Genomic DNA, 24,504 nt, shown 5'->3' with positions numbered 1-24,504 from the left:
AAAAGCGATTGATTGATTTAATTTGGTTTGGCTTTTTATTTTTTGATTGATAATAAATTTCTTATTATCAATAGGTTGAGTGTTAGAGATTGAGTTAATGGACTGCGTGTTATTTAATTTAGTGGTTAAATCATGAGTTTTGTGGCTAAGCGTGTTCGATTTAGAAATGGAGAGCATCACTCCATATTGAGCAGGACAGGGTTAACTCCTGTACATGAAGTAACAATTTATCTTCGGAAGTATCGAACTAGAGGTCGCGCGGCAAACACAATCCATTTCGTTTGTTGCTCATTGGCGTTGCTTTACCGTCAATTGGCTGGGGCCAAAATTGACTTACTTGACCGTCTCAGTAATGGAAATTTTTTAACAATGCCAGAACTCGATAGGTTGGCCTCAGCTGCACAGTATCGGGTGGAGGATTTAGAAGAGTTGACAGAAGATACCTCTAATACACCAAACGTTATTCGAATTTCTCGAATCGGTTTACGAAAGACGAAAGTGGCCGACTCGCGGGCCTCTGTTGATGCTGCCACCCAAGCTTCTAGACTCCGATACATCTCCGATTTTTTAGAGTTTTTCTCTGGTTATGTTGGCGCAACGCTTTGTGATGCTGAACGAAAGCGGCTTGAAATGAGCACAAGTTTTGCATTGAAGGCGTTTCGGGAGCATATCCCCACTGTTTCTAAAAGAGCGAAATTGAATGCCCGCATTGGGTTAAGTGAACAGGAGCAACATCGACTACTTGAAGTTATTAATCCTGAGTCATCTCTTAATCCGTGGACAAGAGGATATGTCAGAAAGCGAAATTGGTTGCTTATCGTCTTATTGTTGGCTTCTGGAATGCGACGTGGTGAGCTACTCGGTCTTCAAATTGGGGATTTGAATGCGGAGGCGCCAAAGCTACGAATTCTAAGACGCGCCGATACTGAAAAAGACCCGCGTCGGATTCAACCATGTACCAAAACATTCGACCGAGAAATCGAATTAGCGCGACCTGTTATGAAGGCCCTATGGGACTTCATTAATAACGATAGGCGGGCAATCAAGAGGGCAAGAACAGTACCTCAGATTTTTGTTTCGGACGAAGGTGCGCCCCTCTCACATGCAAGTATTGACAAAGTCTTTTTTCAGTTGAGGTCAGTCTTTCCAGGTTTGCCAATGACACTGACAAGTCATGTCATGCGGCATACCTGGAATGAGCGATTTTCCGAGAAAGCTGAGGCTATGGGTGTCTCGGAAACAGTGGAGGAAAGGGCGCGCAACAGCCAGCAAGGTTGGAGTGACAACTCGAGGATGGCTGCCACTTACACACGCAGATATACAGCAAAAAAAGGCCGCGAAGTTGCTTTGAAATTACAGGAACGTTTAGATGCGCTCACTAACAAAAATTGATGCGAGTTCTAATCTTACTCCTCGTTTGCCAGAGGCAGCCTTCACTAGAAGCGGACTAAAGTTTCAGCCAAACAACGATTTGTGGCATTGGGTAGATGGCCCATTTCGGGTCCATTTAGATTTTGGAAAATTATTTTTACCAAGCTCGATTCCAATAGATTCCATTAAACGGACTTTGTTGGTTTTCGCTAAGAGAAGTTCTTCGTCTCACCTAGTTAATTTATTTAGCGTCTTCGTTCACTTCCTTACATATCGAAACAACTCGACGCAGTTGAAGACAATAACTACAGCTGAGATATCGAGTTACTCCTCGAATCTGCTGAGTCATCAGAAATGGCGGGTAGGCACATTAAATGTATTACTTCAAAAATGGGTGAGTCTTGGGTTGCCCGGAGTTGAGTCTGATTGCACAAATTATCTGCGTGAAATCCGTAAGCCTGGGAATACTAAAGGGAACGCCGTCAGAACAAGAGACCCTATAAGAGGACCTTTGAGCAACGATGAGTACACCAATTTGTACAAGTCCGTGGATGCCGCATATGGTCGCATGGAAATTCAGCAATGGGTGCTGGTTCTTACCCGACTATTGTTTGCTTGTGGTGGGCGTATATCTCAATACGCTTCTCTTAAGTTAAGTGATTTAAATGCAGTCAATGGGGTTTGGACTATTAAGCTTCCACAGGTAAAAACCCGTGAAAAGCACTCTCGTTATTCCTTTAAGGAGTTTGACTTGAGTCCTCAGACTGGAAGGTTGCTTGCTGAATACGTGCAAACCTTAAAGATAGCTGGTTACAAAGATGATTCAGCTCTGTTTCCAGAAGATATCGTAATGCCAAGTGGTAAAAGAAGCTCGAGCAGAGCTGAAGGAGACCTTTTTTTAGGTCACTGTGAAAGTAATTACCTTTCAAATATTTTTTCAAAAATGTTGCAGCCAATCTGTCCCGCAACGGAAAGGCTGGGTTTTGAGGCCATTCCAATTTCAGCTCAACGATTTCGGTACACCTTTGGAACTCGTATGGCTGAAGAGGGGGTAAGTAAAACAATCATTGCTGACCGTTTAGGACATACAGATTTACAGAACGTAGATGTGTATTTTGAAGCATCTCCTCGAATTGTTGACAACATAGATAAAGCTATGGGCTATGCCCTGGCGCCTCTGTCGCGAGCTTTTATGGGTCGACTGATTGAAGACGAGCAACATTCAACACAAAAAGGTAAAACCGGTAGTCGTATTATCGATTTCAGGTCGGCTGCTACCCCCCTAGGGAATTGCATGGGCTGTGGCAAGCAGTGTGCATTTGATAAGCCTGTGGCTTGTTACACCTGTTTCAAGTTTGAACCATGGCTCGATGCTCCTCATGAAAAGGTGCTTGCTAGGCTTGAGTCCGAACGAGCCCGCTTCTCTGCTGATGAGCGTATGGCCACTGTCAATGATGATGCGATATGCGCGGTACGCGAGGTAATCGCCGAATGTAAGCATATAAATGAAGCTCGCAAGGGGGAGAGGTGTGTATGAGTGCATCTACTCTGCATTTCATTTCAAGAACAGAGTTTCAAGCCTCAGTGAATATCGAAGCCTTCGTCTCACTGTGCAAACAGTCTTCAGTGTTGGATTCTAGTAAGCAGTTCGACTCAAATATTTGGGATTTAGGTTACTTCAAAGGGCAAAACAAAATCCAGAGAGCAATTTTTAGTTCTATGGAGGCTTCCCAGATTTCCCAATCACAGCCATTTTTGGCACAGCCATTTTTGGATTTTGCAAAAGCCTTATTGGTTTACTTGCATGATAAGCGACCTGTCGTTTGTCAAGCTGTTCGTGTCTCTGCACTTCGATTTCTTGAAGCTGCTCTAAGGGGTTGTGGAAAGGACTCTTGCCCAACGGCAGTGAACGAGGACGTCTTGGACACTGCTGTTGAGCTGGCGAGGAAACAATTATCCGCAAGGGTAGCCTATAGAGTTGCTGGTCAATTGGAGCTAATTAGCGAACTGATGAACTCCAAAAGATTTATCGTTCTCAGGCAGCGCTGGCATCATGGAATGAATAAACCACGTGAGCTGGGTTCTCGTATTTCAAAGGAGTCAATCGAGGCTAGAGAAAAAAAATTGCCATCGGCAGCGGTATTGAGAGCCTTGGCCAATATTTTTCATCAAGCAACAAAACCAATGCATATTTTAGTGTCAAGTTACACAGCTCTTATGCTGTGTGCGCCAGAGCGGATTAACGAAGTACTTAGGTTAAGCCGGAATTGCATCGTGCGAGGTGACGGACGATTTTCTGGAAGAGTTGGAATACGGTGGGCTGGTTCGAAAGGGGCCTCGGATACTATTAAATGGATTCCGTCTGCCATGGTCTCTGTGGCAGAGAAAGCCGTATCAAATTTGTTGAGAGTTTCGCTTCCTGCTCAGCAAATTGCAGAGTGGTATACAAACAATCCCAAAGAAATATATATCCATCAAACAATTGGATATTTAAGAAATTACGAATATCTAACGGTTTCTGAAGTGGCTGACATACTTTGGGGTGACGATACAAAACGTCACTCTGCCTATTCGTGGGTAATAGCGAATGGGATACCGAGCGTGTCTTTGGGGGCAAAAGGCAAAGGGTATTCGTTCAAGCATGTAGAGGAAGCTGTTTTGAAACTGTTACCACCCACTTTTCCTTACGTCCTAGGTGCTCCCGAACTTCTCTGCAAGGACTCATTAGCGCTTGTGCGACTGAACGAAAGCCACTGCGCAAGAGCAACTTATGTGTGCATGTTTCATTGCGTGGACAATTCAATTGTTACTAATCCCTTGGGTCGCCCTGGGCATAGGTCTATCTTTGAAGACTTTTCTTTCACAGAGGATGATGGTTCAGCCATTTGGGTTCGAAGTCACAGCTTTAGGCACTATCTCAATATGCTTGCCCAGATGGGGGGGCTGAGTAGTGCAGAAATTGCAATTTTTTCGGGACGAAAGGATGTTGGTCAGAATAGAGCCTATGACCATATGAGTTCAGAAGAGATTCAAGCGCCTGTGGGCCGGGCAATTAAAGAAGGTTTGAGTGGCGATTTAGTACCTATTACCAGCAGGAATTTGGTGGCTCGAAGCGAGTTCGCTGCGTCGGGAGTAGCCGCCGCGCACACAACTGAATTTGGCTGGTGTCAACATAACTTTGCGAGTGAGCCTTGCCAAATGTACAGGGATTGCATTAACTGCGAAGAACAGGTTTGCATTAAAGGGGAGGCTCGTAAAGAGGCCAATTTGCGAAGTCTCAAAGTGGAGACTGAGCATCTGTTGAGCCAGGCTTGTCAAGCCCTTACTAATGAAGAGTACGGCGCAGACACATGGGTCGTCCATCAAATGAAAACCCTAGAAAGGGTTAATGTTTTGTTATCGATTCTTGATGACCCGTCAGTATCTGATGGTGCACGAATTCGGCTCAACATTGAGAATGCGCCACTCGTCACTCTAGCTGACTCTGAGACCATAACTAAAGCAGTAACTTTTGAAAGAAGAAAGCGTCTTAAATGAGAAAATTACGTGCACCAGACTTGACGCCTAAGATACTCCAGGCGGTGATAGAAATTCTTGACGACTGGAAAGGTAAGCTGACATGGGAGTTGTTATTAGACGAAGTCCATAGAAAATTTGGCATTCGCTACTCTCGCTTCACCTTCGCGGAATACCCTCAAATTGCCAATGCATTCGCGCTCAAAAAGCAAACCTTGAAGGGTTCATGGTCACGTAAAGTGGGTAATCCTAGAGATGAAAAGGTTCGGGCCGCTCTTCAGCAAGTCGAGCGTTACAAAGCCAAGGTGCAGCGGCTTGAACAAGAGAATCAATTACTTTTGGAGCAGTTTGTCACTTGGGCTCATAACGCTGAACGTAAAGGGGTGACATTGATGATGTTGAATTCCCCTCTTCCTAAACCTCAGAGAGGCCAAAGCAAAGGTGTTTGTTAGTGGTGACTTAGTTAGCGTCCTCCGAAACTGAAATCTTTCATGGGCTTTTCCTTTTTATGGACATTTTTTCTAGGATGTGTTGGTCTTTTTAAGGCTTAACCCTATGATTTTAAATAATTTTATCGCTCGGTTAAAAATTCTCCATCGGACAAGGTAGTAATATTAATAAATTGAGCTGTGTGACAACTTACTTATGACGCGTTTAAGTGATTTTTTAAGCCATGAAGGTCCATCACGTTCTTCGGTCGTTTCTGATTGGCTAGTCAAAACTGAAGGGCTTTCTTCGGATGCTGCAAGGAAGCGCCTTTCTGCTAAACGCTTAAAGGCGCCCCTAAGAGCTTTCCCCGTTCCGCTACTACCTAAAAAAGAGGCATTTCTTTACCTTCAAGAGCAGAGGTACGAAGAGCGCTTTTGGCTTAAGTTTCTTGATGCTATGCGAGAGACTGGCTCTGTATTTGGATTGTCGATTGATGGCATGATTGCTCGTCATGGTTTGGTATTGGCATCTGAGTTTGCAGTGATATCTGGGGCTTCAGCGTCGGGCGTGAAGGGGCAGTTGACCGCAACGAGCGTAGCTGAGCGGCTTCAAAATGCGGGAGTGTTACAACTTCGTAATTTTGATGGGCTTGATTATTGGGAAGTTAGACGCGATGTTTTTGGAATACCTGATTATTCTGGCAACCGTGCACGTGACTTAACGGAAAAGATATTGTTAGACGGGTTGCGCGATTGGGTTAGAAATATGGGTATGGCCGCATACAACCAAGTGAAAATAAGAGGTGAGCAAGATAGAAGACCTGTGAGTTCTTACCTCTTCGATTTAGCAGGCCCTAGCTTTCTTCTTCCTCTCCAACACTCAGGCAAGCAACAAAGTTATTTTGTGGCGGATGTCTTTTCGAACACCGTTGTTTCAGAGCATCAAGTTAATTACTTTATTCGTAAAGCCAGTGCTACACATAGTCTTTTGAGGCGTAACGGTGCGGGCTTGATTGCAGTTCTTTTAGCTAGCGGCTTCACAGGACCTGCATTGACCGCCGGACATGCGGCGGGTGTAATTCTTACTACCCCTCGTGAATTGTTCGGCAGACGTACAGGAATTGCCCTACAAAATTTGCTGTCCGTCCTTTCAAATACAGCCGCGTATGTTTCAGCTGGTACTCCAGACCGAATAGCGAACCTGATTGAGGACCTGGCCGAAATAGAGGGGGCATCAGGTAACTTACGAGGGGTACTTTTCGAGCTACTTGCTGCTTATCTTGCCCGGCGCACAGCGGTTTCAATTGATATGGGAGTTCGCGCTTCAGACCCTGAAACTGGCAAGACGGCAGATATCGATATCTTGACTTTTTCAAACCAAGGCTCTCACTGCCACGTGATTGAATGCAAAGGTAGGAGTCCAGGTGGAACCGTTGACGTGAGGGAAGTGGAAAACTGGATTCGGCGCCTTCCGATTTTTACAGCACACCTCAAAGCCCAGTCTCATTTACGAGAATCAAAAATTAATTTTGCATTGTGGACTTCAGGCACCTTTGAACCTGATGCGAGATTAATGCTTGAGAACGAAAAGCGTAAAAGAATAAAGCATCCAATTTCGTGGAAGGAAGGTAAGGATGTTTTGCAGTTGGCATTGGAGGGCAAAGAAAAAGGAATTGCGAATGCCTTGCGTGAACATTTTTTGCATCACCCGTTATCCTTAATTGCTGGGTAATCATTTAGAAATTAAAGATGAAAATTTGTAGCTGAAAAATATCAATAAGTGCACATTTCTTAATCATCACAATCTAGCCGTTAGCAAGAAATCATTGAGCATCCCGTGAGTACATACGAACCCGACAAAAAAAGAGTCCAAGGTTTTGACCCGATTGCTATATTAGGTAATGGATTTACCTTAGGCGGCGCAGACTTGGTGACTGGTGGCTCATTGCGTGAGGTTGTTGGTCGCATGACAGCAGCTCTCTTATTGGCGCTTCGCGATAAAAAAGGGGGTTTGGTGTTTCCAGGAGGAGTTATCTTCTTGCCGCCTTCACAAGCGACGATGGTTACTCACGCGAACGTATTTTCGGCTTTGCTCGAGGCTATACAGGAACTGCGCGGTTCTCCAGTTGATACCAAAGAAGAAAAAGTTCTTCGACGTATTGTGAAAGTTCAGCATACCTCCAGTCTTGAGGTTGGGGATTTGATTCGCGAAGCGCAAGGCAGCCCTGAACGTAGCTTTATCGTGGTAGCAGAGGCGAGCCGCTTTAGAGACCCTGCGGTGAAACTGCCAGTTACTTTTGGAGCGACCGCCACGAGGCTTCCCGAGGACAACTGGACTCCCCATGTGGCGTCACTGTGTCGGCAATTGGTTTCAGTTGTTAAACGTATGGACTCCTATGCTTTCGTGCACGTGCCAGAACTTCCGGCTCGAAATCCGATAAATCAGCAACAGCTTATGTCTATAGATGATTGTGGAGTTGTTGAGTTGACCTATGAAGGTGATATTGAGCAGATTCTCGCTCATAACAGTGAGCTGTGGCTATCAATGGCTGTTCAAGGCCGACTCCACGAAGTGGAGACTCAACTTGATAATTTGAAGCTTTCGACAGGCTATAAATTTCACACGCTCGTTCAGCTTGTAAATCGAACCGGAAACAAAGAAGAGACGCTCGCATTTATTAAACGTTTCCGTCCTTACCTGCCTGAGCTTCCATCGGAGGTCGCCATTCAGGTCTCTCACTTCGCCGCAAACGCTGGTGATATAGTTTTAGCCCAGGAGTTGCTGCCCAACGTGCCCAACAGTATACGCGACCCAATGTGGCTCGAAGAGGGGCTAGAAGTTGCTACTCAACTTGAAGACAATGACCGAATAGCGCAGTACGATGCTCGTCTAGAAATTTTGTCACCACATTCGGAACGACTGAGAGAAAACCGCGACCGTCGGCTTCTAATGAACTGTCGAGATGCGTTGATTAGTGAGGGTCAGCGGTTCACAACGGCTGGCTTCACAATTTATCATCTTGAGTTACAACGATGTATGCTCGAGTCCGACCCAGACTATGATGCTGCAATTAAGCTGGCTGACGGCTGGGGGCAAGAATGGTGGGAGCTCGCGGTGGTGTGCTGCGCGATACGTGCAGAAAGTCTAGGCTTTTATCGTGATGCTGCTAACGCAGCTTGTCTTATCACCTCGTCAAAGCTTTATGGGCGGCAGGCTACTCAAGTGCTCTTGGCCTCTGTAAAAGCTATGATGCTTCGAGAGTTAGTTCCGAAGACAGAGTACGATGTTTACAGGGTGCTTTTTAAATCTGCTTTTCAATTCTTGGCGAGTCATCCTTCTGACTATCGAGTCCGCTCGAGTCTGACTTCACTTCTTTCTGTCGAGGCATGTGGTGACTTAGGCATGCCTATAGTAGCTTCAAGTATGCTCGCTTTAGCAGAGCGCGGTATCACGTTGTCAAGACCGGAGACAGAACGAGATGAGTTCAAAGCTTACTTGCTTGACAATCAAGTGCGGACTTCAATAACTAACGCATTTAAATGGATGGACGAAAGAGGTATTGGTGAGCCAGGTGTTACCGTGATTCCACGAGAGCTTATCCTTGCACCTCCAGACGATGTTGTCGCGGCGCTCAAGCAGACGGTTCTAAATGCTAACGGAGTGTTGGGGGAAGACGCCGACCTAACATTTTTGGAAAAGCTGGTATTCATTGTTTGCGCGGTGTGTCCTCACGCAATACAAGAACGTGATTGCGACATCGAATTGATGCGCTTGCTCGCATCACAATTTGCAATCTCGGGCCAATTTCAACGTGCTCGAGATTTCGCAGAACAGATTTTGTTAATGGGACAAAGGACTGTAATTTGCCGACGGTTGGCATGGGGTGCATTTGCCGATATCCATCATCGTTGTCATAACCACGTCACCGCGCTTGTGGGTTCAGCCTGTGCGCTTGCTACTGATGCTGCTGTTCAAAAAGAAGACCTTTGGCAAGAGGTGTACGTCATCCATCGAACACTGCGTGACCTTGGTCTCTTTGAGCTAGCTCAGAGTTTCCTTATTCCCATGAAGAAGCTACGGGAAGATTTAGGTTTTGACCCAAGTACAGATTTTCAAATTATCGCCGCCGATTTAGGTTTGCAGCTCATGCAGGCTGATGAGAAGCCTCTACATGAACTACAAGAATTACTGACTAAAATCGCCAAAGCATCCGAAGATGCGCTTGAGCATAAAAATCGTCTATTCCCTCTCGCGGTGCTTCTAGGTCAAATCATCACAAAGGTCAAAGTGGCGGGCGGTGTCGTAGCGCCGGCTAGAGACAGGCTGCTTAAAACTGCGCTTCAACAAGTCGGACTTAGGGCTGCAAATACAATAAGAACCATGTCCACAGATAAACCTACAGCTCTCGAAGTTTTAGCCTTGTTTAATGAAGTGGAACGAGCAACCTTCGTTTCAGATATCGCTTGCGACTATGCCTATATTGAAATCGCATCTAGACGTCTTTTGGGAGCAGGGCTAAAAGACGCGCCCATTCCTTCAGAGGCAGCGTTTGCTGTTGAGTTGCTTTCTGACCATACTTTAAGTACGCGCTCCAAAATTCCACCTATGACTGTTGAGTGGGCGACTCAATATGCTTATGAATTAAATGACCTGGGTTATAGCGTCGTATTTATGGCATTAGATAACGAGGGTGAGCTATCGGTTATCAATGTAGCGGACCGTCAAGTTTGCAAAATTGAACAGCAACGCTTGGAGAATACGTTCCAGAGGCGATTTGAAGGGTGGCTTGAGGAATTTCCAAAGGGGTATGGAACAGTTGACCGTGACGAAGGTAACAACATCTTTTATCTCACTATGGAGCAATTAGCGATTAATTTTCCTGAAGCAGATAGGTTGATTGTTGTCGCAGAGCCAGCACTTCAACAGTTGACCACCAACCTTGTGGTCATGCGTTCCGAAGTTAACAGTTGTGAATATCTTGCAGGTACACGGATATCCATCGGCATGGTACCTTCGCTGACATGGCTCGCAGCTACTAGGGCCGCACCGCGCGCTCGTAAAATTGGTTATAAGGCTTGGGTTTCTGCACAATCTGATGAAGTCCCTATCGAGCCTGGTACTGGGCAGGGTGAGCAAGATGGTGTTCAAGTTGTTCAAACCCTTGATGTCGCTCTAGGTCGTCTTAAAGGAAGTTTTGAGGAATTTGGATTTTCCGTAAATACTGGACGCAGACTTCCAGCTGGTTTGGGAGACGCGAGTCTCGCGGTGGTAATAGCCCACGGAGGGCTAAGTAATGAGGGCCGCTATTTACGCAGTATTCGGGATGATTACAGTCTCATCGAGTCCCCTTCTGCTTTGGCTAATGCTATTGGAGGAACTGAGTTGGTAGTTCTTTTTGTGTGCAGTGGAGGGCGTATCGACAAAAATCCTTGGAACAACTCCACCACCAGCTTACCAAAGCAACTTTTGAATTGTGGTAGCCGCGCGGTGGTAGCTTCACCGTGGCCACTAAGCGTGATTGTTACACACAATTGGCTCGACCCGTTCCTAAGAGCCTGGGAAGTGGGGGAAACCGTTCTTGAGGCTACTCGAAAGGCCAATGATGAAGTTGCAAGAAAATTGGGAGACGTCCCACAATATTCACTTGCAATGCAAGTGTATGGTGATGTTTTGCTGACTCGTTCAGCTGGCGTTTGAATCAGATGTTGTTGCTTTACCCACAAACTTGCGTTTATAAGGCCATAAAAGAAGAAGTGGTACCTATAAATGAAACTTACCAACATTGCTGATTGAATTTTGCATGGAGAGCCACGAATCTAGGCTTATAGGTAGAACTATCATCCGTTTTAAGTATGAATAACCTTTTTGACCCATTGCTCACGATACTTGAGCAATAAAAAAACCCCCTGTCAATATGAAATTGGCGGGGGTTTTTTATTGGGCTGATCTTGCCCCAAACCTGCGGGCCCAGTATGCTGATCGCACCAACCATTGTCGTAGAGGTTTGTATGTTGCACCGTGTTCTGGCTTTGTCTTGTAGCGCTCTTACCCTTCTCTGCAGCCCGTTGCAGGCTGAAACTTTGCTTCCAAAAGAGCACCCCCTGATTGGCTTGTGGCGCATTAATTTGCCAGAACAGCGTTGTGCTGAAATTTACGACATACGCACTGATGGCACTACGCAGATTCTTAGTGGCGGCCAGGTAGTGAAAACCCAATATGACATCAGCTTGGCCCCGAATGCTCAAGGTTTCTATACCTGGATGGATACGGTTGTTCAGGTGAACAGCGAGCCCGACTGTATGGGCAATGTAGTGCCCAATGGCAATGTGGCCACCAATTACATCGTGATGCACGCGTCGGGATCAAAATTCATGATGTGCCAAAAGGCCGACATCGAAACCTGCTTTGGTCCCTTTTTGAAAGAAGAGGGTATTTAACCCCGACAAGGAATCCCGATGCCACACGTCGCCTTACTGGCTGCTCAAACCAAAGCGGTTCAGGTTCGCAATATTTTCTGTATCGGCCGAAACTACTCGGCTCACATCGCGGAGCTGGGCAATCGTCCGGAGGAAGACCCAGTTGTGTTCATCAAGCCCACCTCAGCACTGCATGTGCAGGGCAAGCCCATTGTGTTACCCGTGCATTCCAGTGAAGTGCACTACGAGGCTGAATTGGTGTTGTTGGTCGGCAAGGCCGGTAAACACATTCCCGAAGACGAAGCCATGGATTACATTGCGGGTTATGGTTTGGGCCTCGACCTGACCGCCCGCGACCTGCAAACCAAAGCGAAGCAGGGCGGCTTGCCTTGGGCTGTGGCCAAGGGTTTTGATTGCGCGGCCACGGTGACTCCTTTTGTGCCGGCGAATACCATTCAGAATCCTTTCGAGATTCAATTTGAAATGCACTTGAATGGCCATTTAAGGCAGCATGGGGATATTAGAAAAATGCTGTTTTCCATTCCGCTTATTGTTCATTATTTGAGTACGGTTTTTGCCCTGCAGGAAGGTGACCTTATTTTCACCGGTACTCCTGAAGGGGTCGGCTCGTTGACTTCTCTCGACAAAATTCGATTGGTACTGCCCGGTCACATTGACACTGAATTTGACGTGATTTGAGATTCACCCCATTCAAATTCTGTTTACCCCTCCAATACCCACTCTGATTATGATTTTTCTGACGTACAAAGTGCGTCGGGGTGAAAAAATCATACGCGGTGCATCTCCTGTTTAATTCACAAGTACCTGCCAAATCCACCGGCTTCTTGTTGGTTTGAAGTTTATTTTCTCTCGATACAGTTCTTGTGCCAGCCAATAGCCCTTTACTATCAATGGGTTGTGCGGGTCGGATGCCTGCGCCTAACCGTGCAGGTGGTTTACAAGTCATCACTGTATTTAGCGGAAAACATCATCATGAGTATTCGAGCCGTTACCACCCAGCCCATCCTCAATGTCAGTATTTTGTTGATGGCCTCCATTGCAGTTCAATCCCCAAATGCCCTCGCTCAGGCGTATGAGCCTATTTGCCAGGTTGGTGTGGCGAGCGGTTATTGTCGCGCGCCCAGCGTGCTGACCACACTGGAAGCATTGCCCGAACCCACGCCTTTGCCCCTTCCCACACCTGTGGTTCCAGCCCCCACGGTGACGCCATCGGCGTCCGTGAGTCCGTTGTCCATGGGGAATCCGCTTGATTTGACCCCTTACGATTTTGGGTCGTTTAACAGACCTTTTTCGTTGAATTCCTTGTGGAACATTCGCCCAAAATTCGTCACGTTGGGTACTGCAGAAATTCCCAAATCCACGTATTACCCATTGATTGGAACAGGCAAGTATTCCACCACCGCCTTTCTGGCCAAACCGACTGATCCAGCAGTCAAGGTATACCCGCTGCCCGGTACCTATGGGGTGTGGGATCCCGATGCCGAGGCCAATTTTCCGTCCATTGACATTCCTCATTGGCCTGCTGACACCTTGCCCGCCAGCGGTACAGATGGCCATGCCGACATTGTCGATGTTGAAAACGGCATGATTCATTCTTTCTGGCAGTTGAGACAAACGAACGGTCGATGGGTTGCAGCTCAATACGCTTGGTCCAAGCTGGATGGCCGCGGTTGGGGCGATGGTTCTCATTACTTTCAAGGGGCCCGTGCTTCAGGTATTGCATCAATCGCAGGCTTGATCCGGAAGAACGAAATCAACGACGGCGCAAGTCAGTATTTCCATGCCTTGGCCATGTCGTTGACTTACACCGGCATGTCGGAATACGAGCAGTTTGTTTTTCCCGCCACATCGGGTGATCGAACCTGGCGAGAAAATACAGGCCGCTTTCCAACGGGTGCGTTGTTGATGCTGCCTCCCTCGTTTGATTCTTCAAAAATCAGCAATCCTGACCTGAGAAAGGTGGTCAATACCCTGAAAACCTATGGGGCCTACGTGGTGGATCGAAATGTTGGTACTCCCTTCTACATCTATGTTGAAAATGGATCAGGGTTTAATCTTCACAAAGGTGGATGGAATTCCGCTGTCGGCAATGACCTGCAAAAAATTCGGGCAGCGCTTCGCCAGGTTATCTATGCAAAAGACTGGGTCAACGCCCTAGGTCAGCCAGTTGCAGCGCTTGCGCCATTGAATGCCACTTCAATGCGTGGGCCCTGGAAGCCGATGGTCAAAGGCGGTGCCGTGCCTGTGTACGATTCACGCAAGCAGGGTGTCACGTTTGGCAAAACTGACAAAGCGTACTGGGCTGAAAGTGCGTCTGACAGGTCTATCCCAAGAGTGAGTTGGGCCAAGCCTGTGAAAGGTCGTCTGTATGAGTTCAAGGTCAAGGCGACCAACGGCGGGCGTGCTTACCTTCGCTTCTGGGGCAATGGTGCCGAGCAGTTCAACACCCGGGCCTTGGGTGACGGCGAGACCTATCGCTTCAACTGGCCCATGGTCAATGGTGTGTCCATTTTGGGTGTGGTCAGCGGGGTGGGGGATAAAACCTTCATTCAGGGCATGTTGACTGAAGTCGCTCAATAAAGAGACAGAACGGAGTCACTTCTTGAATTATTGAAACTTGAGGCTTTTACATCCGTTGATTGATGTCCTGTAATCAACGGATGTGAGGTGTTGTTTTGAAATGTTTGAAGTTTTCGCTACCCCTGACCACACTGGTCAATCGCTCAATTCTGGTTTTTGCCATGCTACTTGGCGGCGGCGCTTGCGCCGAGCCTTCCCAATCAAACCATTCTGTTTCCGGGTCATTTGGCACTTACGAGCGCCCGTTTTCTGCCCGCTCTTACTGGAATATTCGCCCTGTGGGAGCAAGATTAGGCTATTTTCAAATTCCTGATTCACGTTACAACCCCTTGATCGGAGAGGGGCCTTACTCGTCCGCTGCATTTCTGGCTCGCAACAGCGACGCTCCCATGAAAGTTTATGGCCGTGATGCAAAAAAAGGACTTTGGGAACTTGATGGTGAACAATTTGTTCCCAGCGTCACCATTGCGAATTGGCCTGCCAGCACCATGCCTGCAAGTGGCAGTGACGGACATGCCGACATTGTTGATCCAAGCACGGGTGTCATTCATTCTTTTCTCGATTTGAAAAAAGACGGACAGGGTCGCTGGACTGCGTCCATGTACGCATGGACCCGACTGGATGGCAGGGGTTGGGCTGAACCCGCCCAATATTACCAGGGAGCACGCGCCGCTGCTGTTGCACCCATGGCAGGCTTGATCCGCAAGCACGAAGTCCATGATGGAAAGCCCATGTATTCGCACGCCTTGGCAGTTTCCCTGACTTACAACGCATTGTCTGGGCAAACAGGCTATATATTTCCCGCAACATCAACCGACAGGACCTTCAAAAAGAACAGCGGCAAAATTCCGGTGGGTGCCTTGTTGATGCTTCCTGAAACATTCGACACGAGCCGCATTTCAAACCCCGCCTTGCGCAAAGTCGCTGAAACACTGAAGGTGTATGGCGCCTACGTTGTGGACCGAAATGAGGGAACACCCTTCTATATTTATGTCGAGAACGGCTCCAAGTTCAACCTGCATAAACCCAAGTGGAACAGCGAAGTGGCCAAGGACTTGAAAGACATCCAGAAAGGGCTTCGGCAAGTCATGTCTGTCCAAAGCTGGGTGGACGGTCATGGCCAGGCTTTCAATCCGAAGGAGAACCTGAACATGATTTCCATGCGTGGGCCCTGGGTGAAAACCTCGGGCAATGGGACCGCGCGTTTTGACACCTGGAGCCAGTCATTGATCGTCAGTGGAAGCAATCAGCAAAGTCTGTTTCAACACCGAAACAACCGAAGCTTCAACTCAACAAACTGGGGTGAAATGGAGGCAGGCAAACGCTATAAATTACAGCTGAAGTCCACTGAGGGGGCACAGATGGAATTGAAGGTCATGGCCCGAGAGGGTAATCGTGTGTTGTTCAACTCAGGCTGGATGAGAAATGGACAAGCCATGGTTATGCAGTGGCCCCAAGACGCTGGGCACACCGTGCTCAGTGTGCTCAAGCCCAAGTCAAACGACAACGACCCGGCCCGGGTTCGAGCTTTGGTTTATCCCCTGGATACAATGCTGACCAGTCCCCTGCAAAGTGTGGAAGCCATGGTGCGCTGATTCACATTTGCTTTTATTTTGTTTCGTTGTCACGTTTGGAGCGAACCCACTCCGCTTGGCGACGAAACAGAAAGCGGGCATACACAGGTAGTTTGGCCAACACATACACGGGCGCCATCAACAACTCCCGACCCGTTACCACGGCTCGTCCAAACTTGAGCCAAGCCAGGCCGACGGACGAGGCGATTGCCAGCAGGTAAACAAGACTGATCAGAAACGCAGCGGAGTTGCCGCTTGCAAGTGCATAAATGCCGGTGAGCAATTCCCAGGCAAGTACGGCAGTAACCAGCAATGCAAGTGGTGGAATGCACAAGTCCAAAGAAAGACCTACCAACGCCATGTCACGGCTGATCAATCCTTTGAGCAATTTGGGCAAGCCTTCGTGCCACATCATGGCCAGGTGACCATGTTCCCAGCGGGTGCGCTGTGATGCAACGCCTTCCCTGTTATTCGGGAATGCGCTGGTAACCACCGTGTCTTCTGAAAACAGGGGCGCCTGGCCCTGCGTGGTCAAGGTCATGCCCAATTTCATGTCCTCCACGATATCCCCGGTGGCCAGGGACACACCTTGTAATACCTCCCAGGTGAATGCCATGCCAGAACCTGTAAGGTGACAAGGCAAGCCCATGTTGTGCAAACCCTTGGGGCGGACATGATTTTTCACAAGCCAGGCAAACTCGGCAATTTTTTCCTTCAAACCGGGACTGTGCAGGTTGTTCATCAGGTAAAGCGCTTGCACAGGGCGGGAGGTACTCATGGCCCTGTTTGCAAGTTTCGCCAACACGCCATTCTCGGGCAGGCAGTCTGCATCCAGAACAATCACCACCTGCGGCGGGTTCGCTTTCAGGTGTCGAATGCCAAAGTCCAGCGCATAGCCTTTGCCCCGCAAAGCAGTGTTGTGGCGTTCAATCACCTCCACGCCTTCCTGTCTTGCAACTTCAGCCGTGTCGTCGTTGCAATTGTCCGCCACCACCAGAATATGGATCGACTCGCTTGCTTGTGCCAAAACGGCTCGCAGTGTGGGCAGCATGTTGGCGGACTCATTGTGTGCGGGCACAAGAACCGTGATCCGATGTGGCAGGTTCTCAAATTGCATTTCAATTGTTTTTTCAAATTGTTGCCTGAAAAAACAGGCTGCAGCAATTTGAATACAGAACCAGAACACGGGGATACCCAGTAACACGGTCATGGCCAGAACTGAGGACTCAGCAATCGACATGGGCTTAACCTCCCTTGGGCGTGAATTCGCCGGAATTGCTGTTTGAGAACAAGTGAGCGAGCCTGCCCGCCTCGATGTCAACACTGTGTTGCGCGAGAACGGCCTGCTGGGCCAAAAAGCCCATGTGCACCAAGGTTTCTGTAGGGGCGGTCAGGCACAGTTCCATCTGCAAGGCCAAGGCATCAACATCACCCGCAGGGCACAAAAAGCCATTCTGGCCCGCCTGTACCAATTCAGGAATGCCGGCAATGTAGGTGCTGATCACCGGTCGCCGCAAGGCCATGGCTTCCATGATCACAACAGGCAGACCTTCGCCGAAGCTTGGCAACACCATCGCCCTTGATTTCAATATTTCTTCCCGAACCTGTGCGCTGCTAATCCAGCCCGTGACCTGCACGTGCTTGCGCAAACCCATTGCGTCAATCTGGCGTTCAATTTCTGGACGCATTTCCCCGTCGCCAGCCAACACCAACGAAAAACTGATTTTCTTGAGTTTCAGCTTCAAGGCTGCTTCCAGCAAAATCAACTGGCCTTTCTGCTCACACAGGCGACCAATGCACACCATGCGGGGTTCGGCTGGAAAGGTGTCAGGCAGGTTTTCATGAAAAGGCGCATCAATACCACAGCGAACGACTTGAACCTTGTGCCATTGTGAATAAGGTATCCAGCGGAAGATCTGGCTTCGGCAATACGAAGTAATTGCCACGGTGAATGCACTGTGCTTGACCTTGGCCCCCAAATGAATGAATTCGGGCTTGTCGAACTCTTCGGGGCCATGAACCGTAAAGCTGTAAGGTGGCCCACCGAGCAGCCGAATCAGCATGGCGACTTCGGTGGAGTTGCCGCCAAAGTGCGCATGGACATGCTCAATATTGTCTTGCTGAAGCCATTCCAAGGCCTTGCAGGCTTCCAGCAAATAGATCAAGTGAAAAGGCCAGGCCCGGTCAGCACGAACTCCCATTCTCAAGGCAACGAACAGGGTGTTGAGAAATGTCGCGGGACGCTGCATGAAAACCTTCATGCCCGACCACAACAGGCTTCCCACACCTTGGCGAAGCAGGTAACGGGTTTTTTGTCGTTCTTGTTCATCCACGGGGTCGGGCAATTCATTTTCCCAGCCCCTGACAGACAGGCGCATTACATTCAATCCCAAGGTTTCAAGCGCCAGTATTTCCCGCCGTATGAAGGTGTGACTGACTTTTGGATATTGATTCACCAGATAGACAATTTTTTTCGCAGTCAAAATGATTTTTGTCCTTGCAGTTTGAATTTGCCTTTCAAATAGGCCATGAACACCACTTCGATGCTTTGGGGCTTGCCACTGACTCGCCACAGCAAACCCTGAATGACAAACTGCATCAGCAATCCCAACAGAATCAGACCGAAAAGTCCGGCTGCTTGATGCAATTTTGAATCGCCAATTTCCATGACTGGCCAGGTTTTTATCCAGTACAAAAATGGATAAACCAGTGCGCAGGCCAACCAAGTGCGCCAACTCAGAAACAGCTGCTTGCGGATGTGCAGTCCGGTGACCTTTCCCGCGATGGTGAAATACAGAAGAAGATCGATCACCGATGACAAGGCCCGCCCAGCCAATAAACCGATGAAGCCGCCTAGGTATAGGCCTGCGCCCATGCACAAAGCGCGAATGACAATCGAAACCAGGTCCCGCAGAAATGCAAGGCGGGTATTCAGCGTGGCCACCACAACCGACAAACCAACGCCACCAATCGCTTCAAGGCACACTGCCAAAACCAGGAACCTGAACACCTCGGTGACTTCTATCCACTTGTTGCCGAGTGTGAATTCAATCAAGGGATAGGCCAATGCGCTGGTGACACTGGCCAGTGGCAGAAAAACCAGGGTGACCAGACTTTGTGCGTGCAAATAGGCTTTGCCCAATTCCACTTTGTCGGCGGTGTAGGCCCGCAGACTGGGTGAAATCACACGAAGGGCAGCACCCAGTGTGTCGGTAAACAGAACGCTGGAAAGCCGAGTGCCCATCGAATAAAACCCGGTTGTCTCTGTGCTGAACATTTTCCCCACCAAAAACTGGTCTTGCTTGATGTTGAGTGTTTTGACAAAGTTGGCCAGCGACAGCCAAACCGAGTAGCCCCACAAATCACGCACTTTGCTCAGGGTGAATGATGGCTTGAATGGGTAACACCAATAGGACACCACGAAGCCGCAAATCTGCGTGGCCAGAGTGCCCAGTACCAAGGCCCAGTAACTGCGCAAGTAGTAGGCTGCAGCAACGGTCACCACAAAGCCGGCAATCTTCTGGCTGACATTCAAGATAAAGTCTTTCTTGAAGTCGAGGTCGCGAATCAGTATGGCCAGCTTTGGATTCAGCAAGGCGCCCAGAAAAAGGGAAAGACTCGAGATATAAGCAATACTCAAAAGTCTGGGTTCGTCATAAAACTCGACAAGCCATGGCGCGATTAAAATGACAAGCAAGCACAGTGCGAAGGCACGTATCAGGTTCAATGTCCAGGCCGTGCTGAAATGTGCATCGTTGACCTTGGGCAAATGAATCAGCACCGAGGCCATTTGCAGTTCAGTCACGGCGGCCAGTAATGTGACCACCGCTTCGACCAGAACGACGAGCCCATAATCTTCAGGGTCGAGCAGGCGAGCCAGAATCAGCATGCTGGCCAGCCCGATCACCGCAGAAAGCCCTTTGCCGGCCACAAGCAAATAGGCACCGCGAAGTGATTGTGCGTTCACGGGTTTGTGTTGGCAGGTGGGATTTGTCGGGCGTGTGCATACATGGCACCAGCGACTACCCAGTAGTACCAGTTGTAAGCCAGGTAATCGATGACGTTGTCAGAAAAGTTGAGTACCAGATACGACAACATCAGGCAGAAGTAAACCAGCCCTGTGAATTGATCCTGTTTCAGCAACTTGCGTGCATGATGAAACTGCACGGCAAAAAAGATTGAGAACACGGCAATCGCCACCAAGCCACCGTCAAAAAGCCGTTCAACAAATACATTGTGCGCACCGAAATAATTTCCCCCTGACAGCGGGAAGAAATCCACGGAATGATAGAAAAACCCACCGATTCCATAGCCCAACAAATATCGAGAGGGGCTCATCCAGTTCAAGCCACTTTCCCAAATGTACTGGCGCCAGGCGAACGAATTCAATTTGGCGTATTGAACAACTTCATTGCCTGAAAACAGATCCATGATCCGTTCCTGAACCGCTGGCAACAAGGCTGCCAATACAAGTACTGCCAACATTCCGAACAAGGTTCGTTTTGAAAAAAGAATACCGTACACCAGGCCAAGCAGGATCAACGCCGCCCAGGCACTGCGCGTTTGGGTCATGACAATCGACAGCAAGAGGCACGGCAGCAAAAGCCACATGGCGATCGTTGGTCCCATCGACTGTGCAGTCCCTGTGGGCACTTGTGTTCTCGCGTGCATTCGTTGAAGGTATACCAATGTGATGACGACCAGCAGGCAATAAAAGGCATAAATATTGGGGTGCGTGAAAGTGGCGGCCAGGCGGCCAGTACTGGCCATACCCCCTGTCGTTATTTGATAAAACCCCACACCCAGCGGAACCAGGGATGACAACACAATCACTTTTAGCAGCCTCTTGAGTTGTTCTTCGCTGGCCAGAATGAAGCCAATGGTGAACACTGCGAAATAGCTCACAAAGGCAACAAGTCTTTTCAGTGCAGGAATCAGTTCCGGTGCATAACTGACACCTAGCATCATCACCAGCAGCGGTGCAACCCACAACACAATGCTTTGCTGGATTGAAGCTTTGGTGCGCTGTATGCACAGGACGCCCGCGCATGCAATCAACAACAAATTCAGCAAGGCGCCCAGACCGAAGCTGGATGAGAATCGGGCTGATTCCAGGATGGGGTCCAGTGCACAACGCGAAGCAATCAAGAGATAAAACAGCAGCCTTGGCTGAATGAACAGCAGAACCCCTAACGGGATAATCAACGGGGCTGCCAACAGCAAAATGGCATGTTCTCCAAAACGAACGCCATAGGCACCCACCACCCCGCCAAAGGCCAGCAAAGCCAGTAGTGCAAAAAATTTGATTGCAATTTGTCGAGGATTTCCCACGCTTTGAATTGCATTCAAAAATGGATTGTCTGGGCTTTGTGAATGGTCTGATGTCAGCAAAGGAATGTGGGGTGTAGGGGTCATACCTTAAAAGTCCAGCAGTACCGATCCCAACAGATTGCCACCGGTCCTTGACATGCTTTCCTTCAATTGGCGCAGTTGCTCAACTTTGGAATAGCCTTGGCGCGCCACTGCAATCGAGGCGCTTGTGCGCGTTGCAATCGCTACTGCATCGGAATAGAGGAGGGAGGCCGGCGTGTCCAGAACAACAAGGTCAAAATGCGCAGCAAGTTCGTTCAGCAAATCTGGAAAGCGTACCTGTGACAAGAGCTCTTGGGGATTGGGTGCATGCGGGCCCGCGGGCAAAACGGACAAGTTTCGAATTTCAGGAATTTGCAGAATGAAACCTGGGTCACCCTTGCCTTGCAGAATACTGGACAGTCCCCTGCGGCTTGAGATACCAAAATGATGGTGAAGGTGGGAGTGGCGCAAATCGGCATCGACCAATAGTGTTTTCAGGCCCAATTGTGAAAATGACACCGCAAGGTTCGATGCAACATAACTTCTGCCTTCACCACGTTGCGTGCTCAAGATCGACAAGGTTTTTGGCTTTGATTCTGTCTCTATCCAGCGCAACAACAGATGAGTACGCAACTCGCGAAAAGCCTCGGCTTTTCCGCCAAAAGGATCGTAAGCCGACACTAGGTCTTCGGAAATTGCGCTGTCTCCTTTCTTCAATACGGAGTATTCAAATTGTCGTGCTATTGCATACTCCAGGTCTTCGCGGCTAATCAAGCCAAGCGAAATGCCTGTTTCTCCGAAAAGAATATTGTTGTCGCCTTGCTTGCGGTGTATCTGTTCCGCAGCCTCGGGAGTAAGCCGACCTGCGCTGACCAAGATATTGCCGATTGTTTGAGGTGGCAGATCTTGAGCGTTCAAGCCAGTGGGTTTTTCAATGTAGTTCATGGTTCTAGTTGCTGCGGGTGTATTGGCTGTCATGGTGATACCCAAGAATGATCTGTATTTAATTGGCTAGGCGGCGCCAGTCTGGCTTACCAGACGAAATCAGGGCCAGCGTAGGTAGGCCGAGCAAAGACAAGTCATCTTTGGATCGCACACGGTGATCCAGATATTCAGTGACACAGGCAATTGCTGAACCCAGTGCAAGCCCAAAAAGGAGTGCACTGAGTGCGATCAGTCCCAGGCGGGGTGAGCTTGGCTCTTTGGGCACACTGGCCTCAGTGACCAGGAACGCATTGGCGTTGGCTTGGCGACTTGAAATTTCCGACATGCTGGTTCGCGTTGATACCAATTCAAACTGATTTTTTGCTGCCTCAAGGTCCCGCTTCAAGGTCATGGCTGAATCGCTGTTTTCTTTCATGGTCAGAATTTTCCTGCGCTGTTCTTCAAGCGCCTTGCTCAAGCTGGCCGCACGTCCTGCTGCCGCCTTTGCTCCAGCACCCAAGGTGGCATTGCTGCGCAGAATTTCCTCATTCACGCTGTTTTGCAAAGCTTGAACCTCGGCCTTAAGGCGTTGGTATTCAGGATGGTTTTCTCCGATCCGGGCCGATGCCTCAGCCAGAACCGATTGCTTTTGCTGGAGTTGTGTTCTCAGTGTATTCAGAACCACATTGCTCATTGGGTCTTGAATCAACCCTTTGTCCCCCGAGCTAGCTGCACGGCTGAACTGTTCTGCGCTTTCAGCCTGTACCTGGGTTAGCGCACTTGAGAGTTCGTTCAGTCTTGCATTCTCAACATCGATTTGATCGTCGCTTGCAATCACGATTCCACGTTCTCTTTGAAAGTCAGACAAGCGGGTTTGTGCAGCAATCAGTTCTTCTCTTGCCTCGCGTTGTTGCTCATCAAAAAACTGGGCATACACTTTTGCAGGTTCAACATTCAAGGCCACGGAGGTCGTGATGTAGGCTTGGGAAATGCCGTTGGCCAATTCAGCCGAGAAGGTGGGCGAACTGCTTGAGGCGGTAATCTGCAAGGTGTTGCTTTCCTTGCCCGGCGCCACTTCGATCCGGCTTTGCACAAGGTTTACCAGCCAGTTTTGATATTCGCTTTCTTCTTGTTCTGTCGTTTCCCACTGGGCTCTCAAGTCTTCGTCTTCATCAAGTTTCAAGGTTTTGATGGCTTGGCGAATCACGCGTCCGGACACCACGATTTCAGCTTGCGTGTTCATGTAGGCAGGGGAGGTCAATGGCAGACCCGAATTACCGAACACAGAATCGGGTGAGCGTACATCGATGACCAGCGTTGCTTTTGCTGTGTAGGATTTGGGTATCAGGAACGCTGTAACCAGGGCACCAAACAACACCACGAACATGATGATCACGATGACTTGGAGGTGTGCCCGAAAGATCAATTGCAGTTGGTTGAATGTCATGAATATGTCCTGCGCTTGATTAAAATATGCTTTGTTTGAAGAAAAGGGTGTCGTTGTCCAGCAAAGGCTGATCCAGGTCAGGATTGACAACCGTTTCCTTGCCATCACTTTTTTTGCGGAAAATCTGAATGCCGTTCTGGGACCCGCGCGGTGTAAGTCCGCCTGCTTGGGCAAGAGCTTGACGCACCGTCATTCCAGTTTCAATCTTGTAGACGCCGGGCCGTTGTACCTCGCCATACACATAGTATTGAGGCGCCCTGTTGACATAGATGGTGTCCCCGCCCGCCACAAGCACATTGAGTTCATCATTGCCCTTGAGAAAGATCTCTTTGAGGTCAATCGTTTTTGAAAAACGCTCACCGTCCCTGATGCCCTGTAGCACCACGATGTCGCCGCCATTCAAGCTCACTGATGGGGCCGATTGAACAATACCGCCCGCCATGCTGAGCGCATCGGTAAGTCGGGTGTTGCGCGATTCCAGCGGATAACGTCCAGGTTTGCCCACCAGTCCTATGACCGAGATTTGAGCGCTGCGCATTTCGATGGGTACGATGGACACTTGTGGGCTGATCACGAACTGGCCTTCACTCAGTTTTCGCGCAATCAGCTGCTCTGCTTCTTGAACGGTCAGTTTTCCAACGGAGACGGCACCCACCAGTGGGAAAGTGATTTCTCCCGTCTCAGAGACTCGACGGTCTCCATTGAAGTCCGGGTTTTGGAATACAGTGATGTTGATCAGGTCTCCACCTCCAAGTCGATATTGATCACCGGGGCTGGCGCCATGCAAGGGGGTGAGTGCACCGAGAAGCAGCAGTGTGGATAGAAATCGTTTGAACATGTGGGTCTCTGCCAAGTAATTCAGTGTAGGGGTTGA

General features: G+C 48.9%; 17 protein-coding genes. 10 read left to right on the top strand and 7 right to left on the bottom strand.

The features are described 5' to 3' along the window. Window positions 1–369: 369 nt before the first annotated feature. The 10 genes from RGQ30_RS13975 to RGQ30_RS13930 all read left to right on the top strand — a co-directional run bounded on the left by RGQ30_RS13975 (window position 370) and on the right by RGQ30_RS13930 (window position 15,928). Complete coding sequence (locus RGQ30_RS13975; protein WP_338284525.1) at window positions 370–1,392, top strand: tyrosine-type recombinase/integrase; 1,023 nt, start codon at window positions 370–372, stop codon at window positions 1,390–1,392. Continuing rightward, window positions 1,370–2,908, top strand: coding sequence for a site-specific integrase (locus RGQ30_RS13970; RefSeq protein ID WP_130557637.1), 1,539 nt, complete (start codon window positions 1,370–1,372; stop codon window positions 2,906–2,908). Before RGQ30_RS13975 ends, RGQ30_RS13970 begins: the two co-directional genes overlap by 23 nt. Further along, window positions 2,905–4,908: an integrase gene (locus RGQ30_RS13965; protein WP_130557638.1), complete on the top strand. Its 2,004-nt coding sequence runs from the start codon at window positions 2,905–2,907 to the stop codon at window positions 4,906–4,908. The genes RGQ30_RS13970 and RGQ30_RS13965 overlap by 4 nt, the downstream gene beginning before the upstream one ends. Continuing rightward, entirely contained in the window at window positions 4,905–5,339 is a 435-nt protein-coding gene (locus RGQ30_RS13960) for a hypothetical protein (RefSeq protein ID WP_130557639.1), read from the top strand. The genes RGQ30_RS13965 and RGQ30_RS13960 overlap by 4 nt, the downstream gene beginning before the upstream one ends. Before the next feature lie 193 nt (window positions 5,340–5,532). After that, window positions 5,533–7,047, top strand: a complete 1,515-nt coding sequence (locus RGQ30_RS13955; RefSeq protein ID WP_130557640.1) for a hypothetical protein — start codon at window positions 5,533–5,535, stop codon at window positions 7,045–7,047. A 105-nt stretch (window positions 7,048–7,152) separates the two neighbouring features. Beyond that, complete coding sequence (locus RGQ30_RS13950; protein WP_130557641.1) at window positions 7,153–11,013, top strand: CHAT domain-containing protein; 3,861 nt, start codon at window positions 7,153–7,155, stop codon at window positions 11,011–11,013. A 311-nt stretch (window positions 11,014–11,324) separates the two neighbouring features. Next, window positions 11,325–11,753, top strand: a complete 429-nt coding sequence (locus RGQ30_RS13945) for a hypothetical protein (protein ID WP_298217021.1) — start codon at window positions 11,325–11,327, stop codon at window positions 11,751–11,753. Between the two features lie 18 nt (window positions 11,754–11,771). Then, window positions 11,772–12,431 (top strand): fumarylacetoacetate hydrolase family protein, encoded by a 660-nt coding sequence (locus RGQ30_RS13940; RefSeq protein WP_130557643.1) that lies wholly within the window; start codon window positions 11,772–11,774, stop codon window positions 12,429–12,431. A 294-nt stretch (window positions 12,432–12,725) separates the two neighbouring features. Beyond that, window positions 12,726–14,333 (top strand): Atrophin-1 multi-domain protein, encoded by a 1,608-nt coding sequence (locus RGQ30_RS13935; RefSeq protein WP_130557644.1) that lies wholly within the window; start codon window positions 12,726–12,728, stop codon window positions 14,331–14,333. A gap of 95 nt (window positions 14,334–14,428) precedes the next feature. Then, window positions 14,429–15,928: an Atrophin-1 multi-domain protein gene (locus tag RGQ30_RS13930; RefSeq protein WP_130557645.1), complete on the top strand. Its 1,500-nt coding sequence runs from the start codon at window positions 14,429–14,431 to the stop codon at window positions 15,926–15,928. A 13-nt stretch (window positions 15,929–15,941) separates the two neighbouring features. Here the strand turns inward: RGQ30_RS13930 and RGQ30_RS13925 are convergent, their stop codons facing one another. Genes RGQ30_RS13925 through epsE form a run of 7 tightly spaced genes read right to left on the bottom strand, consistent with a single transcriptional unit; the run spans window position 15,942 to window position 24,468 of the window. Further along, window positions 15,942–17,147, bottom strand: coding sequence for a glycosyltransferase family 2 protein (locus RGQ30_RS13925; RefSeq protein ID WP_130557646.1), 1,206 nt, complete (start codon window positions 17,145–17,147; stop codon window positions 15,942–15,944). A 4-nt stretch (window positions 17,148–17,151) separates the two neighbouring features. Beyond that, window positions 17,152–18,390: a glycosyltransferase gene (locus tag RGQ30_RS13920; protein WP_130557647.1), complete on the bottom strand. Its 1,239-nt coding sequence runs from the start codon at window positions 18,388–18,390 to the stop codon at window positions 17,152–17,154. Next, complete coding sequence (locus RGQ30_RS13915) at window positions 18,387–19,874, bottom strand: lipopolysaccharide biosynthesis protein (RefSeq protein WP_338284522.1); 1,488 nt, start codon at window positions 19,872–19,874, stop codon at window positions 18,387–18,389. The genes RGQ30_RS13920 and RGQ30_RS13915 overlap by 4 nt, the downstream gene beginning before the upstream one ends. Continuing rightward, window positions 19,871–21,322 carry an O-antigen ligase family protein gene (locus RGQ30_RS13910; RefSeq protein WP_130557649.1) on the bottom strand — a complete coding sequence of 484 codons (1,452 nt, stop codon included), beginning with the start codon at window positions 21,320–21,322 and terminating at the stop codon, window positions 19,871–19,873. Before RGQ30_RS13910 ends, RGQ30_RS13915 begins: the two co-directional genes overlap by 4 nt. Before the next feature lie 3 nt (window positions 21,323–21,325). Next, complete coding sequence (locus RGQ30_RS13905) at window positions 21,326–22,204, bottom strand: polysaccharide biosynthesis tyrosine autokinase (protein ID WP_338284520.1); 879 nt, start codon at window positions 22,202–22,204, stop codon at window positions 21,326–21,328. Between the two features lie 58 nt (window positions 22,205–22,262). After that, complete coding sequence (locus RGQ30_RS13900; RefSeq protein WP_298217014.1) at window positions 22,263–23,630, bottom strand: Wzz/FepE/Etk N-terminal domain-containing protein; 1,368 nt, start codon at window positions 23,628–23,630, stop codon at window positions 22,263–22,265. 19 nt (window positions 23,631–23,649) lie between these two features. After that, complete coding sequence (gene epsE, locus RGQ30_RS13895; RefSeq protein ID WP_130557652.1) at window positions 23,650–24,468, bottom strand: polysaccharide export protein EpsE; 819 nt, start codon at window positions 24,466–24,468, stop codon at window positions 23,650–23,652. Window positions 24,469–24,504: the final 36 nt, after the last annotated feature.

Origin of the sequence: Limnobacter thiooxidans (genome assembly GCF_036323495.1) — a bacterium.
Classification (GTDB): Bacteria; Pseudomonadota; Gammaproteobacteria; order Burkholderiales; family Burkholderiaceae_B; genus Limnobacter; species Limnobacter thiooxidans.
The sequence above is the reverse complement of the archived record's forward strand: the minus strand, read 5'-3'. Positions and strand labels throughout refer to the sequence as shown.